Raw genomic sequence first — 15,547 nt, 5'->3', positions numbered from 1 at the left:
GATTTGCTCTGTAACGTTGTTGCGATCGGCAACCACCGAAGCAAAATTGGATTAGCGATATGATTACCAAACTTGACGGTTTTCCGATTTACCAAATCCCGGAACCTATAGTCCAGACGGCCACCAGTGATCGCTTTTGCTATGGCCGCTATTGGTATAACGGCCATAGTAAAGGCGGCGCGCTGTATTTTGGTGTTGCCATGGGCGCTACCAGGATCTCAGGGTTTTGGAGTGCACGCTGCGGTGACGAGATTGGTTATGGCGTCTTGGCGCAAGTGCACATTGGCCTCGATGAGCCTTATTGCTTGGCAGTGTGTTCCTATGGCGCGTAGTGCGGCCTCGGCGTTTAGCTTTGAATACCAACCGTATTGGAAATGCAGCAGAGAATTTTATGACACAAATACAAGCGGCCGTACTGCGGCCTGACAGCAATACGCTAGTCCTCGAAAACATTGAGCTGGAAGCACCACGCGAAAATGAGGTATTGGTAAAAATCATTGCCACGGGTATCTGTCATACCGATATGGTGCTCCGTGATGCCAGCGTCACTAAGCGTCCCGTCGTGCTAGGGCATGAAGGCGCCGGTATCGTAGAACAAGTTGGCAGTGACGTCATTGCATTTAAGCCTGGCGATCGCGTGGCAATGAGCTTTTCTTCCTGTGGTGTATGCCCGTCATGCGCAAAGCATGTGCCGGGCTATTGCACGCAATTTTTTCCATTGAATATCCTTGGTCGCCGCGCCGACGGCTCAACCAGTTTGGCAAAAGGCAGCGAGCCTATTACCTCGCATATCTTTGGTCAGTCGTCTTTCGCCACGCATGCGATTTGCTCTGAGAATAATTTGGTTAAAGTGGACGACGCCATCCCCTTAGAAATCGTCGGTCCTTTTGGTTGTGGGTTTCAGACTGGAGCCGGCGCGGTGCTGAATTCATTACAAGTGCCTAAAGGCGCGTCAGTGATGGTATTAGGGGCTGGCGCGGTAGGGCTTTCCGCCGTCATGGCGGCGGCACATATTGCGGCAGCGGAAACGGTGATTGCGGTAGATATACATGACAGTCGTTTGGAGCTGGCACGGTCGGTTGGTGCGACGCACTGTGTGCATGGTGCAAGCAACGAGTTTGATAGTGAAATAAAGTCAATTTGCCCAGCTGGTGTCGATTACATTATCGACACCACCGCTTACTTGCCGCTAGTGGAACGCTGCGTAAATTTATTGGTGAGTCAGGGTACCTTAGCCTTGGTCGCTGGCTACGCACTGAACGCGAAGGTGAGTTTCGACGCGTCGATGTTCATGACTAGCGGTAAAAAAATTCAGGGTGTGATGGAAGGTGATTCTGATATTAAAGAATTTATTCCGCGTTTACTCGAATACTATAAGCAGGGGCAATTCCCCGTAGACCGTATCATTAAGTACTATGATTTAGTTGATATCAATCAAGCAATTGAAGATGCCGAGTGCGGTGCCACGATTAAAGCAATTATTAAAATGCCCGCCTAAATGGCCAATTCACTAGCGATAACGCAGGGTTTCATCACCGCGTGATAGGAAGAAAATATGAAACACTTTAAATTGTTAATTGACGGGAAATTGGTTGACGGCGCCGCCGAAATGGCGGTTGTTAACCCTGCCACAGGTGAATCATTTCAAACAGCACCTCGTGCGAATGAGAGCCAACTTAATGAAGCAGTAGCGGCAGCAAAATCGGCCTATCCGGCATGGGCTGGATGCTCGGCGGATGCGCGGGCCGAAAAGTTGCGGGCGCTGGCCGTGGCCATCGAAGCGCGATTGCCAGAATTTTCAGAAACGCTTACCAGAGAACAGGGTAAACCCTTGGCCCAGGCGCGGGTTGAGATGATGACGGCTGTTTATAGCATTAAAACCTTCGCCAGCATGGCGCTGTCACCTAGGGTTTTGCGCGAGGACGAGAGCTCAAGTATCGTCGAGTACCGCACCCCCCTTGGCGTCGTTGCTGCGATTACGCCATGGAATTTCCCGGTGATGCTGCTGGTGAATAAAATGGCTCCGGCACTGCTGGCAGGTAATACTATTGTTATAAAGCCAGCGCCCACCACGCCTTTAACAACGCTGCTGCTTGGTGAACTCTGCGCGGACATATTCCCCGCAGGGGTGGTGAACGTGATTACTGACGAGAACGATCTCGGGGCGGCATTAACCGCGCACCCCGATGTTGCAAAAGTGTCGTTTACTGGTTCAACCGCGACGGGTAAAAAAGTGCTTTCCAGCGTGTCACCTTCATTGAAACGGGTGACGCTGGAATTGGGCGGCAACGATGCAGCATTGATTTTAGATGATGTTGATGTGAAGTCGGTCGCCGCTAAAATTTATAACGCGGCGACATACAATGCTGGTCAAATCTGTGTGGCGGTTAAGCGTGTTTACGTGCCTGCGGCAAAATACGATGAATTTTGCGAAGAGCTGGCGCGCTTGGCTTCGGCGGCTATCGTCGGTGACGGCGTCGAGGAGGCTACCCAAATCGGCCCGATTCAAAATCGCGCGCAATTCGAGAAAGTAAAACAACTATTGCTTGAGGCAGGAGCGAGCGGGAAGGTCATTGCGGGTGGCCAAGCGCTGGATCGCCCCGGCTATTTTGTACCGCCGACGATTATTCGCGATGTTTTAGATAGCGCCAGTATTGTCGCTGAGGAACAATTTAGTCCAATTTTGCCCGTTTTAAGTTATGGGGATTTGGATGATGCTATCGCCAGAATAAATAATTCTGTGTACGGCTTGGCTGGATCAGTGTGGGGCGATGATCTTGAACGCGCGCAACACGTTGCTCAGCGTATTGAGTCCGGCACCGTGTGGGTGAATAGTCATCTCGGCCTAGACCCGCTTATTCCATTCCGGGGCGCGAAACAGTCCGGTATGGGGGTTGAGTTGGGGCAAGAAGGTTTGCATGAATACACCCAAGCGCGGGTAGTTAACGTTACTAAAGCAGGTTAAATCTCGCGCAACAGAAAAAAATTATAAAAGGAGTAATGCGCTTGGTTACGCCGTCAGATATAGCAGATGAAAGTGCTGAGAAAATGCAGCAGCCGACGGCCTATCGTTGGTATGCACTCGCTGTGCTTTTTCTGGTGTCGGTGTTAAACACCATAGATAAATCCTTGATACCGGCGCTGGCGGAGCCGATTCGGCTTGAGTTTGATCTCAGTGATTCCGAGCTGGGATTATTGGTCGGCTTGGTTTTTTCGGTAGCCTACGGCGTGGCGTCGATACCGATTGGCCTGTTGATCGATCGGGTCAACCGCACCCGACTGTTAGCGGGCTTGTTGGTGGCCTGGAGTTTGTTAACGCTATTAACAGCGAAGACGTCTAGTTTTCTCGGCTTAGCGTTGTGCCGTGTGGGGGTCGCGGCCGCTGAATCTGGTGGTAACCCGACGACGCTCGCGCTAATTAGCGATTATTTCCCAAAGCATGAGCGCGGTCGCGCGGTTGGTATATTTAGTGTTAATAGCTCTATAGCGACTATCTTGGTGTTCTCTGTGTCGGGCTTTATTGCCGCCGAATACGGTTGGCGCATGGCGTTTGTACTCGCCTTTATGCCGGGGATGTTATTAGCCTTGCTGGTGCTGCTGACTCTGAAGGAGCCCGTGCGCGGTGGCTTTGATCCAGCGCCGAAACGGTCAGGCGACGACCACCCCGCAGGCCTAAAAGACATTTTCAAAACGATATTCGCTGATAAAACGCTATTGTGGGTAACGGGCGGCGCCATATTAGTCATTATGGGGCAGGCCGGCAGTGGCTCCTTCAGCGCGACATTTTTTGTTCGCGTTCACGATCTTGAGTTGGGGAAAGCCGGCCTAATTACAGGGCTAATTTTAGGCTTAGGCTTTGCGATAGGCACGATCACCGGTGGTTTTATGGCCGATAAAATGGCAAAAACATCGGCGGGCGGTGGCTGCCGCTTTATCGCTATTGTGACGATGCTCGCAGTACCCTTTGGCATGATTGGTTTTAGTACTCCGGTACTTGCCGTTGCCATTCCTTGCCTATTTATATTTCAAGTGCTTGGCACCTGCTTCTATGCAGCGAGTCTATCCATCATTTTGAATCTGTCACCGCTAAACATGCGCGGCTCAATTATCACCTACGTGTCGATTGCGCTGAATTTGGGCGGTTATGGCTTTGGGCCGCAGATAACCGGTGTAGTAAGTGATTTGTATCGCTCAATGGGCTTGGCCGACCCTTTACGCTGGGCATTGGTGTCGACGGTCGCGATTATGCTGATTGCCGCTTCGTTTTATTTCATTGCTGCGAATCGTTTGAATCGAGACCCTGTGGCTGTTTAAACGTTCCTGAGGAGTAAATATGAAACACTCGCTTTATCGACTCTTAGTTACATGCGTCGCCACGAGCTTGGTCGCCTGTGGCGGTGGCAGCAAAGATCCCGCAGGTGTCAGCGAAGCCAAGGTAAGCCAATGCGGCGCCGGATCCAATCCAGAAATCGGTATGCAGGGACGGGTGTCGAAAGCTGAACACGATAGTGGCCGCGCGATGGAGGGCTACACCTGCAATACCGAGCTTGTTGGTTCGTACATCGTGCCCAATGCGGTTGGCACAGTGGGTGGCTATAAAGTCGAAAGGTATGTCGATAAAGAAGGTCGAGAGTGTGCCTATTACGATAGCACCCTGATATTTCCGACCAGTGTCCTCGACATGGAAGTTGGTGTGAATGTCTTGGACTTGAGTGATCCAACCGCGCCGATGTTGGCAAATCGTTTGGTCACCCCGGCTATGCTATCGCCACACGAGTCATTGGTGGTGTCGCAAGAAGCGGGTTTACTCGCTGCGGTATTAGGTAACTCGGTAACTTATCCCGGATTGGTCGACGTCTATGATCTGGCAGAGGACTGCCGCGATCCCCAGTTGCGCTCCTCGGCTTTGGTGGGTGTACTCGGCCACGAAAGCGGCATGGCACCCGATGGGAAGACCTTCTATTCGGCCACACCGAGCGCCCCAACGCTGACCGCAGTTGACATATCTGACCCCTCGTTTCCGCAGCAATTATGGACTGGGGATTACTCCTCGCACGGGCTGTCTTTGAGTGATGACGGTAATCGCGCCTATGTCGCGGCGGGTAATGGCCACGGTGTTCTAATACTCGATGTTTCTGAAATACAGTCACGAAAGGCGGACCCCCAGGTTCGTGAAATTTCTACTATTTCTTGGGAAAACCAAAGTATTCCCCAAAATGCCATGCCCTTTAGCCGCGACGGCAAAGCCTATCTTCTAGAAATTGATGAATACTCTGTCAGCGAACCGGGCAATTCGGCTGCGCTTGCAGCTAACGGTGAGTTCGTTGGTGCCGGGCGCATCATTGATATTAGTGATGAGACTAAACCTAGAATTGTTTCTGACTTGCGGCTTGCCGTGCATGAGCCGGAGAATCGCGCCGAAATTGCTGACGATCCGGGTGCATCCAATACCACCGGCGGCTACGCAGGCCATTACTGTGATGTGCCGACTAGAGTGAACCCCGATATAGCGGCTTGCAGTATGATTATATCTGGACTGCGAATCTTCGATATTCGCGACCCAGAAAACCCCCGCGAAGTCGCATATTTTAATCCGCCTGTTCAATCCAGAATTGTTCCTGCACCCGCGCCAGCAAGTAGCCGGGCGATGTCAAAGCCGGCGTTTGTACCCGAGCGCAAAGAGATTTGGTATACCGACAGCTATAGTGGTTTTTATGTGGTTCGAGTGACAAATGGAGTGTGGTAGCTGATTAGCATAAAACCGGTGTCGATAATAAAACGTGACTAAATGTTTTATTATCGACTTGTATAACCTTAGTCAACTTACGGTCATCAGTTGCGGTAAATGAAAGAAAGGCGTCACTATTCAGGCATTTATCCTGATGGTAACTCCCGCATGGTGAGTAGGAACACGCAGGTCGCCGCAACCAAGAAAAAGATACCGAATACGCCGAGTAAGCTTGTTAGTGATACCCCAGCCGCGAGGAGAAAACCCGCTAGTGCAGGGCTCACAACCGCGCCGCAGCGACCGATACCCGTCGCCCAGCCAATACCGGTGCTGCGGATTTGCGCGGGATAGATCTTCATTGCAACGGTGTACAAATTAGAAAATGCGCCGGAAGTGGTGAAGCCGGATACAAACAGGAGCGTCCAAAAGAACCAGCCCGGGTTCACCGCGTCGATGTCGTCGATAAGGCCACCGACAATCAAATATGACAATGCGCCAATCACGAAGGAGCTGGCGATTAGCCGATTTAGGGCCCACCACCGGCCGAGCCAACCAAATATTACTGCACCAACCAGTGAGCCCAGAGATGCGAGCACGACCGCTTGAATAGCACGCTCCTGATCGAAGCCCGCTTGGACGAGTATTTGGGGCAGCCAGCTCGATAGAAAGTAGCTCGCCGAATAGGCGCAGAAAAACGCCCCCCATACTTTTAGTGTGACTATCCAGCGCGAACGCATGACCAGTGACTTCACTGAGGCTGACTCCTTGGCCGCTGCTTCATTAACAGGGGGCAATTGTTCAAGCGATGCATGGCCGAGGTAAGTGAGGGTTTTGTTTACTCGTTCTAGGGCGCCTTGCGGTTTGCGTCGGATGATGAAGACCATCGACTCGGGCACAAGGACAAACATCAAAGCCGCGGCAATGAGTGTAAGTACACCCGCAGCCATAAAGACCGATTGCCAACCGTAGGTGTCGATAGCGGAGCTGGTGACTAAGCCGCCCAGAATGGGGCCTAGCGACGCGCCAGAGACAAGTAGGGCAAGAATCAGAGTGCGATAGCGACTAGGGCTAAATTCACCTGCTAGCGGCGCGAGCGCCGCCATAATGGTGCCAAGGCCAAGACCGGTGATGAAGCGTAATGCCACCAGCTGCCAAACGGTGTCGGCATAGACCACGGCGATTGTTGTTAGGCCCACCACGAGCAGCATGCCGCCGACGACCAGTTTGCGGCCGTAGAGGTCTGCCAGCGAGGCAAGAAACATTGCACCTAAGGTCATACCCAGTAAGCTCGAACTGAATACCAGCCCGAGCTCCTGAGATTGAATACCCCAATCAGCGGATATAGCCGGAGCAGTATAGGAGATGACGACAATATCAAAGCCGTCGAGAATATAGGCAAAGTAACAAACGAGAAGCACGAGTGCTTGCCGGAGCGTGATTAGGCTTTCGTGAATAATATCGTCAGACGCTGGGTTGGCTTGGGTGGGCTCGCTCATTACTAACACTCTTAGCTTATTATTTGATAAACCTAAACCGTAAAGGGAAAAGGACGTTTCGCAAAGTAAATATGATCTATTTCGTAATTCCGTATACGGGATTAGATTTAAAGTACGGCAACCGCTTTTTATAGCCTGCTAATCCGATGATTTAAAGTAACTTAGGCCTCCATTTCAAATTCGATGGGCAGATTTTTCAGGCCATTGGCAAAGAAGCTTTCAACCATACGTGGTTCGCCGGCGAGTTTTACTGATTTTAGGCGTGGCAGTATCTCTTCGAGTAAAACGCGAATTTCCATTTTGGCAAGGTGTTGCCCAAGGCAGAGATGGGCACCAAAACCAAATGCGATATGCTTATTAGGCGAACGATCGATATTAAATTCAGTGGGGTTTTCAAAGATGTCTTCGTCGCGATTGGCAGAGGCGTAGCAGAGCATTAACCAGTCGCCCTTTTTAATTTTTTGGCCGCTGACTTCGGTATCTTCTGCGGCCGAGCGCATAAAGTGCTTCACTGGTGTTGCCCAGCGAATACATTCGTCGATAAAAGCGGGAATCAGTGAGAGGTCGGATTTAAGTCTTTGCAATAGGCCCGCTTGGGTCGCCAAGGCCCACATCGCGACCGATGTTGTAGACGACGTCGTGTCGTGGCCTGCTGTTGCGATGACCATGTAATAGCCATTGATAGCGGCTTCGCTGATAGGCTCGCCATCGACCTTGGCATTGGCAATCACCGTCGCCAAGTCATCGGTGGGGTTATTTTTGCGATCGGCGGTGATCTTATTGAAGTATGCGACCAGCTCATTGGTTGTCGCGCGTTGAATTTTGGTTATTTCGTCCGGCGACATCTTGGCCATGGCTTTTTTGGTGTCTGGATCGAGAGGACCAAAAATCTCCTGGGTGATACGCAGCATGAAGGGAAAATCCTCTTCTGGCACACCGAGAATATTCATGATCACTTCGAGGGGGAATTTGAGCGCGACATTGGTGACAAAGTCGCCGTTGCCATTCATAGCGTGCAACCGTGCTACGCCCTTGAGGGCAATCTCGCGAATTTGCGCTTCCCGCTTTTTGATGTTCACCGGCATAAACCAAGACTGGGTCAGCAAACGATATTTCATGTGCTCGGGTTGATCCATTTGGACCAAGGAGACGACTGTGCGATTTTCTTCCGTTTGCATCGACATCTTGAGGCTGGCCTTGCTCAGCAGGGTTGTGGCCCTGTCGCCGTAGGGGAACAGCTTATTGTCTCGGCTGATAGTCATAACGTCGCAGTGTTTACTGACCACCCAAAAGGGATCAAAGCCCTCGACTTCAGCTATCGCAAGCGGTGTATTCGCTCGTAAGGTCGCGTAAATTTCATACAATTCATCCGTCGCGTAGACAGCGGGGTCGACCAGTTTCGCGGCGTATTCTGATGGTATTTTAGTGCTCATGGCCGAATCCTTCTGAGTATTTAGTGCGAGTTTTGGCGTTTAAAGTCATCGTTACTTCATTAATGGGTGCGTGGGTAGCGCCGACAAAAAGGAGTCGTCCCAGCTTTCGCGCAATGCCGGCGCGAGTTTCATCCAGCTTTTAATATCGTCGGGGATATCGCCCTTCCAACTTGGGAACCATTTGCCGAAGCCGTCCCAGCCCCCGTCGAGTGCCCAGTAGTGGATTACTTGTTCATTGTTGAAAATCGGCACAAAAGACGCCAACCACTTCTTGCCGGTGCGTTCTGACCATGGTACATAGGCGTATTCCAATTGCTCAATATAATCTTCTTGTTTGCCGGGTTTGGTGGTCATGAACTCTTGAATAACCACGGTGGCATCGTAATTGTCAGCAATTAATTCACTGACTAATTTGATTTGGCTATTTGCGTAGCACAGCGCGCCTTCGCCTGTTGCCTGCAATTCCGCCAGGGCTTTGTCCCAGGCTGTAAAGGCTTGCACATACTCGCCTTGACCGGCGCGGGCGGCGCCAATCTGACTTAGGTGAGCGTAGCCGTCAATTTCCCAGATTGTGGTGGTTTGCGGCCAGTGTGAATTATAGGGGCTGCCTTTCCAGTGGCCAAATAAACGGGCGCCTAGCGCCTGCATGGTTGGTAAATAGTGTTCGCTAAAAGCGGTGTTATAGCGTTCGATATCGCCGATGCCGAGTTTGGTCGTCTCGTGAAGATACAGGGCACGATTTTGAAATTGTTTACGCATACATTACTTCCATTTTATGATTATTGAAGCTTCGCTTTAAGGAATATCTTTTAATTTCTCGCCAACGACTGTGCAAGCTCTTGGTCGATGGCGAGTGGCTGTACACTAACTTATTCAGCGCCGTCGACGGGGGCGTTGAACATGTATTTAATTGCATCAACTGGTGTGGTTGAGGCGGGCATCTGCGCTAACAGGCCTGGCGTGACTTGGGCTATGCGTTCCGCCGTCCATACGCCGTCCTGGGCCCGCAATCCAGCACCGGGGCTGGGCATATTGACAGGAACGTAGGCGCCACCGCCCATTTCAAATACTCTGCCGTTGACCTCGACCGCTTCCGGTCCGAGCAGGTAAACCACTAAGGCGGATACCAGCGCGGGGTTTAATTTTGCCTTCATCTCGTCGCCCATTACCGCCTCGGTTAGCCGAGTTGTAGCCGCGGGGGCAAGGCAGTTCACCCGCACGCCATAGCGTTCTAACTCCCGAGCTGCGACTAGGCTCATTGACGCCACGCCGGCTTTTGCTGCGGCATAGTTCGCCTGACCAGTGCCAGAATACAGGCCGGAAGCTGAAGTCGTATTAACGACGGCGCCGCGCACTGGTGCTCCAGTCGCTTTGCTTAAATTGCGCCAGTAGGCTGCGGCGTGGTGCAGGGGGGCGGCGGTGCCTTTCAGGTTAACGGCGATGGAAAGGTCCCAGTCTTCCTCGGTCATATTGACGATGGTGCGGTCGCGGAGGATGCCCGCATTGTTAACAAGCCCATCCAGCCTGCCAAAGGTGTCGATGGCTTTTTGAATGAGTTCGCCCGCGGCTTGCCAGTTCGACACATCAGCGCCATCGACCACGGCCTTACGTCCGATGGCTTCAATTTCGGCGACGACTTGCTGTGCTGGCGTGGCGTCGGCGCCAATGCCATTGCCAGCACCACCGAGATCATTAACGACAAGGTTGTAGCCAGCGCGGGCCAATGCCAAGGCGTGTTCACGACCGAGACCGCGTCCGGCGCCAGTCACAATGGCAACCGGCGATTCACTGATATTCGAGGACATAATATTCTCCAAAAACATTGTTGTTAGGCGCTAACTTCGCAGCGGCCGTTATTCAGGGCAATGATATTTCGCGCTTCGACTCGGCAGCGGAAAGACACCACATTGGCGTCAATCCATATGTCGGTATGGATGGTGTCGCCGGGGAAAACAGGTGACGTGAAGCGCACATCAAAGCTTTTCATTCGTGTTGTTTGATAGCCGCAAACACTGGCCAATACCGCTCGGCAGGCGATTCCGTAGGTACATAGACCGTGCAGAATAGGGCGTTCAAATCCAGCTTTGGTCGCTAGCGCCGGATCGGCATGCAGTGGGTTTCGATCGCCATTTAAGCGATAAAGCAGGGCTTGATCGATGCGGGTTTCGCTAATATGAATAATATCTGGCGCGCGCTCGGGGATGGCGTGGGGCGCTTGTGCCGCAGAGTTTGGTCCGCCGCAGCCACCGTCACCTCGGGCAAAGGTAACATTTTCTATTGTGTACAGTGGCTCGCCACTGGCGAGACGCACGTCCATTTGCAAGGTGATAAGCGCGCCTTTATCTGCGCCCTTGTCGACAATTTCAGAAACCCGTGTTTTGCCAATGAGATTGGCAGCGGGTGGAATAGTGCTATGGCAGGTCAGGCGCTGCTCGCCGTGAAGAATCTTTGTCCAGTTTAAATTCACCTTGCCAAGAAGGTTGGCGCGACCACCGCCGAGTACTGCCGCCGCGCTTGGCATGACTTGCAGTGCAGGGCGCTCAAAAACGAAAGGCAATTCCTGCCCATTGAGTGGGTCGCGGCCCATCCCAATGCTCAAGTTGTACAGCAGCATTTGCGTGTCAGTATAGCTAAAGGCAATGTCATCAGAACTTTTGTTTATCAGTTCTTCATATTTAAATGGCATGGGTACCCCTTCTCAAATGCTTAGTTGGCAGCAGACGCTGCGGCGGCCTTGTATCTGGCCTGCAATTCTTTTTTATTGAGCTTGCCAGTGGGCATCCGTGGGAGCACGTCGATATAGCTCACCGAGCGGGGGACTAACTGCTTGCCGAGTTTGGCGCGAACAAATTCTTTTAATTCTTCGGTCAATTCCTCAGACGGCGTAACGCCCGGTGCGAGCTGCACTACGGCCTTGGCTTCTTCGCCGAGATCATCATTTGGCACCCCGATGACGGCAACGTCGGTGAGTTTTGGATGCAGCGCCAGTGCGTCTTCAATTTGTTGGGGATAGATATTGACGCCACCAGAAATAATCATGAACGACTTGCGATCGGTGATATAGAGATAGCCTTCGTCGTCGAGGTAGCCAATATCGCCGACGTTGATCCATGATGGATTAGTGGGATGGGTGACAGATTTGGTTTTTTCAGGGTCTTTATGATAGATGAACTGCGGGCCAGCTGGTACTTCGCCGTAAATGACACCTTCTTTCCCGGCGGGTAATTCATTGCCGTCGTCGTCACAAATATGAAAGGCCTTGCCCTTTGCTCTACCCACTGAGCCTGGTCGTTCCAGCCATTCCTCGCTGCTGATAAACGCCATGCCAGCGCTTTCAGTGGAGGAGTAGTATTCGTCAATGACTGGGCCCCACCATTCGATCATCTGGCGTTTTACGTCGACGGGGCAGGGAGCCGCAGCGTGTGTTGCGTGCTTGAGGCTGGATACATCGTATTGCTTGCGTATTGCCTCCGGCAGTTTCAGCATTTTGATAAACATAGCCGGCACCCACTGGCTGTGGGTGACCTTGTGTTCTTGAATTAATTTAAGCGCGGTCTCTGGGTCAAATTTATTCATGACCACGACGGTGCCGCCGTTTTGAATGACTGCAGCAGCAGAACCAATTGGCGCGCCGTGGTAGAGCGGTGCAGGACAGAGGTAAACGGTGTTTTTGTCGTAACCGAACAGGTCGGCAAGAAACTGCACGCTGGGGCTGCCTTTTTCTGCAGGGGCGTCGGACAGTGGTCGCAATATGCCCTTGGGTCTGCCCGTGGTACCTGAGGAGTACAGCATCATGGTGCCGAGGCGTTCCTCGGCGAGATTCGTGGCGGGCTTTCCCTTCAGTGCCATTTCGTAGTCCGCAAACCCGTCAATGGCACCGCCAACGGAGAGTTTCAAACTGCAGCGGGGGGCGAGTTTTCCCAGCTCAGCGGTCTGCTCTAGCGCCGCGGAACCGATCAATACTTTTGCATCGCAATCGTCGACAATGTAGGCCGCTTCTGTCGCTGAGAGGTGGCTATTGATCGGGGTGAAGTACAGGCCGGAGCGCAGGCAGGCCCATATCGCTTCGAAATAGGCGAGATGGTTTTCTAGAAAGATAGCAGTGTGATCGCCAGCGCGTAAGCCTTCGTCATGCAGTAAATGGGCGAGCTGATTTGAGCGTGCATTCAGCTCGCTATAGCTAAGCATTTTCCCAGTGGCCGGTTGGATAACCGCGGGTTTGTGACCCTGTGTTTTTGCGTAAACTCCCGGATTCATAGACAGTCATCCTTAAATTTAAAACGTTAGCGTTGTGCTATTTTGGCTATTAAGGGGCGCTATTTTGCCAGTGTAGCGATGTCGACAATAATTGCCGATATCGCTACAAACTAGCCTCTTAATACGCTAGGAACGGCTGCGCGGCAGACCAAGGCGGCGCTCGGCAACCATACTGCGCAGCACTTCACTGGTGCCGCCGTACACCGATGTCGCCGATGAGTGACGGTAGCCTTTTTCAACCACGCCTAGACCCTTGTGGCTGCGTATCATCGACGCCGGCGCGGCGAGGTCGAGTAGATCTGCAGAGTTATCGATAAATGCCTGAGTCGAGAATACTTTTGATGCTGGGCCGTAGGCAAAATCGGTTTCACCGGCAACTTGAGTCCATTGTGCGCGTGCGTTTAACGACTCGCTGACATTGGCCTGGGTGAATACTCGGGCGAGGCGGCTGAGTGTATCTGGGTGCTCGATGACTGTTGCACCGTCGCGCTCTTCACTTTTGGCCCATTCGGCTACCGCATCGAGCATGTCGCGCATTTGGAAGTGGTAATAACTACCGCCTTGCTCCATTGAGAGCGCCGCGCTCATGGTTTTCACACCGCTGTTCACTTCGCCTAAGCGGTAGCGGTCAGGTATGCGAACATCGGCATAGAATGTCGCGTTGGTCAGCTCATCCATAAAGGTATGTATAGGCTGAATTTCAATGCCGGGATGATCAAGAGGCACAAGGAAAAGGGTTAAGCCTTTGTGCTTGGGCACGTCGGGGTCTGTTCGGGTCAGCAGGAGTACGTAGCTAGCCAGTTCCGCGCCGGAGGTGAACATCTTCTGGCCATTGATTACCCACTCATCGCCATCGCGCACTGCACGAGTTTTGGCAGCAAAGACGTCGGAACCGCCAGAGGGCTCGGTAAAACCGAGGCAGGAGGTTTTTTCTCCGCTGGCGAAGGCGCGCAGGACTTCTTCTTGCAATTCCGCTTGGCCAAATTTTTGCGTTAGAACACCGGCCATACTAGTTACGCCCCGGGCGAGCCCGGCATAACCCGCTTCCGCCGCCGCCGCCATACAGGCTTTACTTGCGTCGGAGTCTGCGTCGCGGCCACCCCATTTCGACGGCCAGTCGGGGTAGAGTAGTCCGGCTTTGCCTAGGGCGCGATGAACGTCCCAGTTGTGGGCTTCAAAGTTTTGCTCACCAAAATCTTCGCGCTCTGGGTCGAGAAGGGCAGAGTAGATCGCCCGTGCCTCGTCGCCAAGCGGGTGAGTGAATGTCGGGGCCTCGAAATTGACTTCGAGCAAACCGACATCCGGTAAGGTAACAGGCTCGTTTAATAATAGGCGCCGACCGGCGCGGGTGAGTTCGGTATTTGGGTCACCGTAAACCTGCGCCCAGGATTTGGCGCGGCGATGATAGAGCTGGATGTCATATTCAATTGTGAGTCCATAGCCGCCAAAGGTTTGAATGGCGTGAGCGACGGAATTTCTCGCGGTGCGGCTAGCCCACCAGTATAGGCCGGAAATATTGGCGCCAGCATCATCGCGTTTGTTTGCAATGGCGTCGAGGGTCCACCACAGCAACATTGCGCCGCCGTCGGCGTCTATCACATCCACGGCGAGGGGGTGTGCAATGCCCTGATTAGCGCCGATTGGCTGGCCGAAGGCGATCCGCTCGCAGGCGTATTCCGCGGCCATGGTCAGTGCCTCGCGGGACAGACCAACTAAGGCCGCTGCGGTGAGAATCTTCCATTCTTCAATTCCAGCCGCCCAAACTTTTTTGGCCTGCTCACCACTGGCCACGACGAGGCGCTTGCCTTGGCCAGGTACAAATACACCAATGGCAGAGCCACCCAAGGTCGCAGGTGCTTCTAAAGCTTGCGATGGCACTTCGATTGTTACTTCAGTGCCGTTAAAGCTCAGTATGCCTTTGGCAACCGCGCCGCCGGTCACCAATTGCGGCTTGCCGGTAACCGTAGGGTGTAGCGCAATCGTTAGTACGCTTTCGCCGTCGCGAACTTGTTCAATCCACTGAGTCGCGACATCGCCGCCTAGCTCGCCCAGAATACGCAGGGCAACCACCGACTCGGCAAGGGGCACAGATGCCAGCCGGCGACCGGCTTGTTCCATCATTAAACAGGCGTCAAACAGACTCATAGCGCTGCCACCGGCCTTCTCTGACATCCGCATGAAAGGGAGGTCTAGGGCGATGAGCTCGCGCCATAGTGCGGGGTCGAAACCTATTGGTTCTGCAGCTCGAATGCGTTCTGAGGTGGATTCGGTCGCGAAGAAGCGCTCGAACATTTCTTTTACCGGTACGCTGTCATTTGGCAAGCTGAGCTGCATGGTAGACTCCTGTGTGGCTCTGAAAATGAGCGAAAAATGTCTTTATATTTACTGTTATGTATTAATTAGTTCTTTTGAATCAAAGAGATAGTGCGATCTTTGACGTGAGTCGCGGGAGCCTTACGCTTGGTGTGATTAGCGTTTAGCCGGCGCGAATTGGCGACTCTTACGGCACCATAGCTCATTTCATTATAATGCAATGACCTATATGTATTGCAACTGTTTATGTCGTCGCACTTAGAATGCCGTAGTGTGGGCTATTTTCAGCGTTCATTATACTGCCCTCTAGTGTTGATGCC

12 protein-coding genes are annotated in these 15,547 nt (G+C 52.7%); 5 read left to right on the top strand and 7 right to left on the bottom strand.

Features of this window, described 5'->3' with window-relative positions:
- Positions 1-59 precede the first annotated feature (59 nt).
- The 5 genes from ABYT30_RS01040 to ABYT30_RS01020 are packed head-to-tail and all read left to right on the top strand — an operon-like array spanning position 60 to position 5,746.
- Complete coding sequence (locus ABYT30_RS01040) at positions 60-332, top strand: hypothetical protein (RefSeq protein ID WP_373078121.1); 273 nt, start codon at positions 60-62, stop codon at positions 330-332.
- A gap of 59 nt (positions 333-391) precedes the next feature.
- The gene (locus ABYT30_RS01035) at positions 392-1,498 is read left to right on the top strand and encodes an NAD(P)-dependent alcohol dehydrogenase (protein ID WP_373078124.1); all 1,107 of its coding nucleotides are present in this window, start codon (positions 392-394) and stop codon (positions 1,496-1,498) included.
- A gap of 57 nt (positions 1,499-1,555) precedes the next feature.
- Positions 1,556-2,965 (top strand): aldehyde dehydrogenase family protein, encoded by a 1,410-nt coding sequence (locus tag ABYT30_RS01030; RefSeq protein WP_373078127.1) that lies wholly within the window; start codon positions 1,556-1,558, stop codon positions 2,963-2,965.
- A gap of 41 nt (positions 2,966-3,006) precedes the next feature.
- Positions 3,007-4,314, top strand: coding sequence for an MFS transporter (locus ABYT30_RS01025; protein ID WP_373078130.1), 1,308 nt, complete (start codon positions 3,007-3,009; stop codon positions 4,312-4,314).
- 19 nt (positions 4,315-4,333) lie between these two features.
- A complete protein-coding gene (locus tag ABYT30_RS01020; protein WP_373078133.1) occupies positions 4,334-5,746 on the top strand; it encodes an LVIVD repeat-containing protein in 1,413 nt (470 codons plus the stop codon).
- A 128-nt stretch (positions 5,747-5,874) separates the two neighbouring features.
- Here the strand turns inward: ABYT30_RS01020 and ABYT30_RS01015 are convergent, their stop codons facing one another.
- The 7 genes from ABYT30_RS01015 to ABYT30_RS00985 form a co-directional block, all read right to left on the bottom strand.
- Positions 5,875-7,224, bottom strand: a complete 1,350-nt coding sequence (locus ABYT30_RS01015) for an MFS transporter (RefSeq protein WP_373078135.1) — start codon at positions 7,222-7,224, stop codon at positions 5,875-5,877.
- Between the two features lie 161 nt (positions 7,225-7,385).
- On the bottom strand, positions 7,386-8,657 hold the full coding sequence (locus ABYT30_RS01010; RefSeq protein ID WP_373078138.1) for a cytochrome P450: 1,272 nt from the start codon (positions 8,655-8,657) through the stop codon (positions 7,386-7,388).
- 51 nt (positions 8,658-8,708) lie between these two features.
- The gene (locus ABYT30_RS01005) at positions 8,709-9,416 is read right to left on the bottom strand and encodes a hypothetical protein (protein ID WP_373078141.1); all 708 of its coding nucleotides are present in this window, start codon (positions 9,414-9,416) and stop codon (positions 8,709-8,711) included.
- Positions 9,417-9,526: 110 nt separating this feature from the next.
- Positions 9,527-10,462: an SDR family NAD(P)-dependent oxidoreductase gene (locus ABYT30_RS01000; RefSeq protein ID WP_373078144.1), complete on the bottom strand. Its 936-nt coding sequence runs from the start codon at positions 10,460-10,462 to the stop codon at positions 9,527-9,529.
- Positions 10,463-10,485: 23 nt separating this feature from the next.
- Complete coding sequence (locus tag ABYT30_RS00995) at positions 10,486-11,343, bottom strand: MaoC/PaaZ C-terminal domain-containing protein (protein ID WP_373078146.1); 858 nt, start codon at positions 11,341-11,343, stop codon at positions 10,486-10,488.
- A 20-nt stretch (positions 11,344-11,363) separates the two neighbouring features.
- The gene (locus ABYT30_RS00990) at positions 11,364-12,914 is read right to left on the bottom strand and encodes an acyl-CoA synthetase (protein WP_373078149.1); all 1,551 of its coding nucleotides are present in this window, start codon (positions 12,912-12,914) and stop codon (positions 11,364-11,366) included.
- A gap of 126 nt (positions 12,915-13,040) precedes the next feature.
- Entirely contained in the window at positions 13,041-15,248 is a 2,208-nt protein-coding gene (locus ABYT30_RS00985; RefSeq protein ID WP_373094892.1) for an acyl-CoA dehydrogenase family protein, read from the bottom strand.
- Between the last annotated feature and the right edge of the window lie 299 nt (positions 15,249-15,547).

The organism is Zhongshania sp. (assembly GCF_041623545.1).
GTDB lineage: Bacteria > Pseudomonadota > Gammaproteobacteria > Pseudomonadales > Spongiibacteraceae > Spongiibacter.
This window is presented reverse-complemented; position numbering and strand designations above follow the sequence as displayed.

Excerpts from the sequence above, each read along its gene's own strand:
- ABYT30_RS01030 (WP_373078127.1), top strand. The coding sequence starts at position 1,556 with ATGAAACACTTTAAATTGTTAATTGACGGGAAATTGGTTGACGGCGCC.
- ABYT30_RS01020 (WP_373078133.1), top strand. The coding sequence starts at position 4,334 with ATGAAACACTCGCTTTATCGACTCTTAGTTACATGCGTCGCCACGAGC.
- ABYT30_RS01035 (WP_373078124.1), top strand. The coding sequence starts at position 392 with ATGACACAAATACAAGCGGCCGTACTGCGGCCTGACAGCAATACGCTA.
- ABYT30_RS01040 (WP_373078121.1), top strand. The coding sequence starts at position 60 with ATGATTACCAAACTTGACGGTTTTCCGATTTACCAAATCCCGGAACCT.
- ABYT30_RS00985 (WP_373094892.1), bottom strand. The coding sequence starts at position 15,248 with ATGCAGCTCAGCTTGCCAAATGACAGCGTACCGGTAAAAGAAATGTTC.
- ABYT30_RS01015 (WP_373078135.1), bottom strand. The coding sequence starts at position 7,224 with ATGAGCGAGCCCACCCAAGCCAACCCAGCGTCTGACGATATTATTCAC.
- ABYT30_RS00990 (WP_373078149.1), bottom strand. The coding sequence starts at position 12,914 with ATGAATCCGGGAGTTTACGCAAAAACACAGGGTCACAAACCCGCGGTT.
- ABYT30_RS01010 (WP_373078138.1), bottom strand. The coding sequence starts at position 8,657 with ATGAGCACTAAAATACCATCAGAATACGCCGCGAAACTGGTCGACCCC.
- ABYT30_RS01000 (WP_373078144.1), bottom strand. The coding sequence starts at position 10,462 with ATGTCCTCGAATATCAGTGAATCGCCGGTTGCCATTGTGACTGGCGCC.
- ABYT30_RS01005 (WP_373078141.1), bottom strand. The coding sequence starts at position 9,416 with ATGCGTAAACAATTTCAAAATCGTGCCCTGTATCTTCACGAGACGACC.
- ABYT30_RS00995 (WP_373078146.1), bottom strand. The coding sequence starts at position 11,343 with ATGCCATTTAAATATGAAGAACTGATAAACAAAAGTTCTGATGACATT.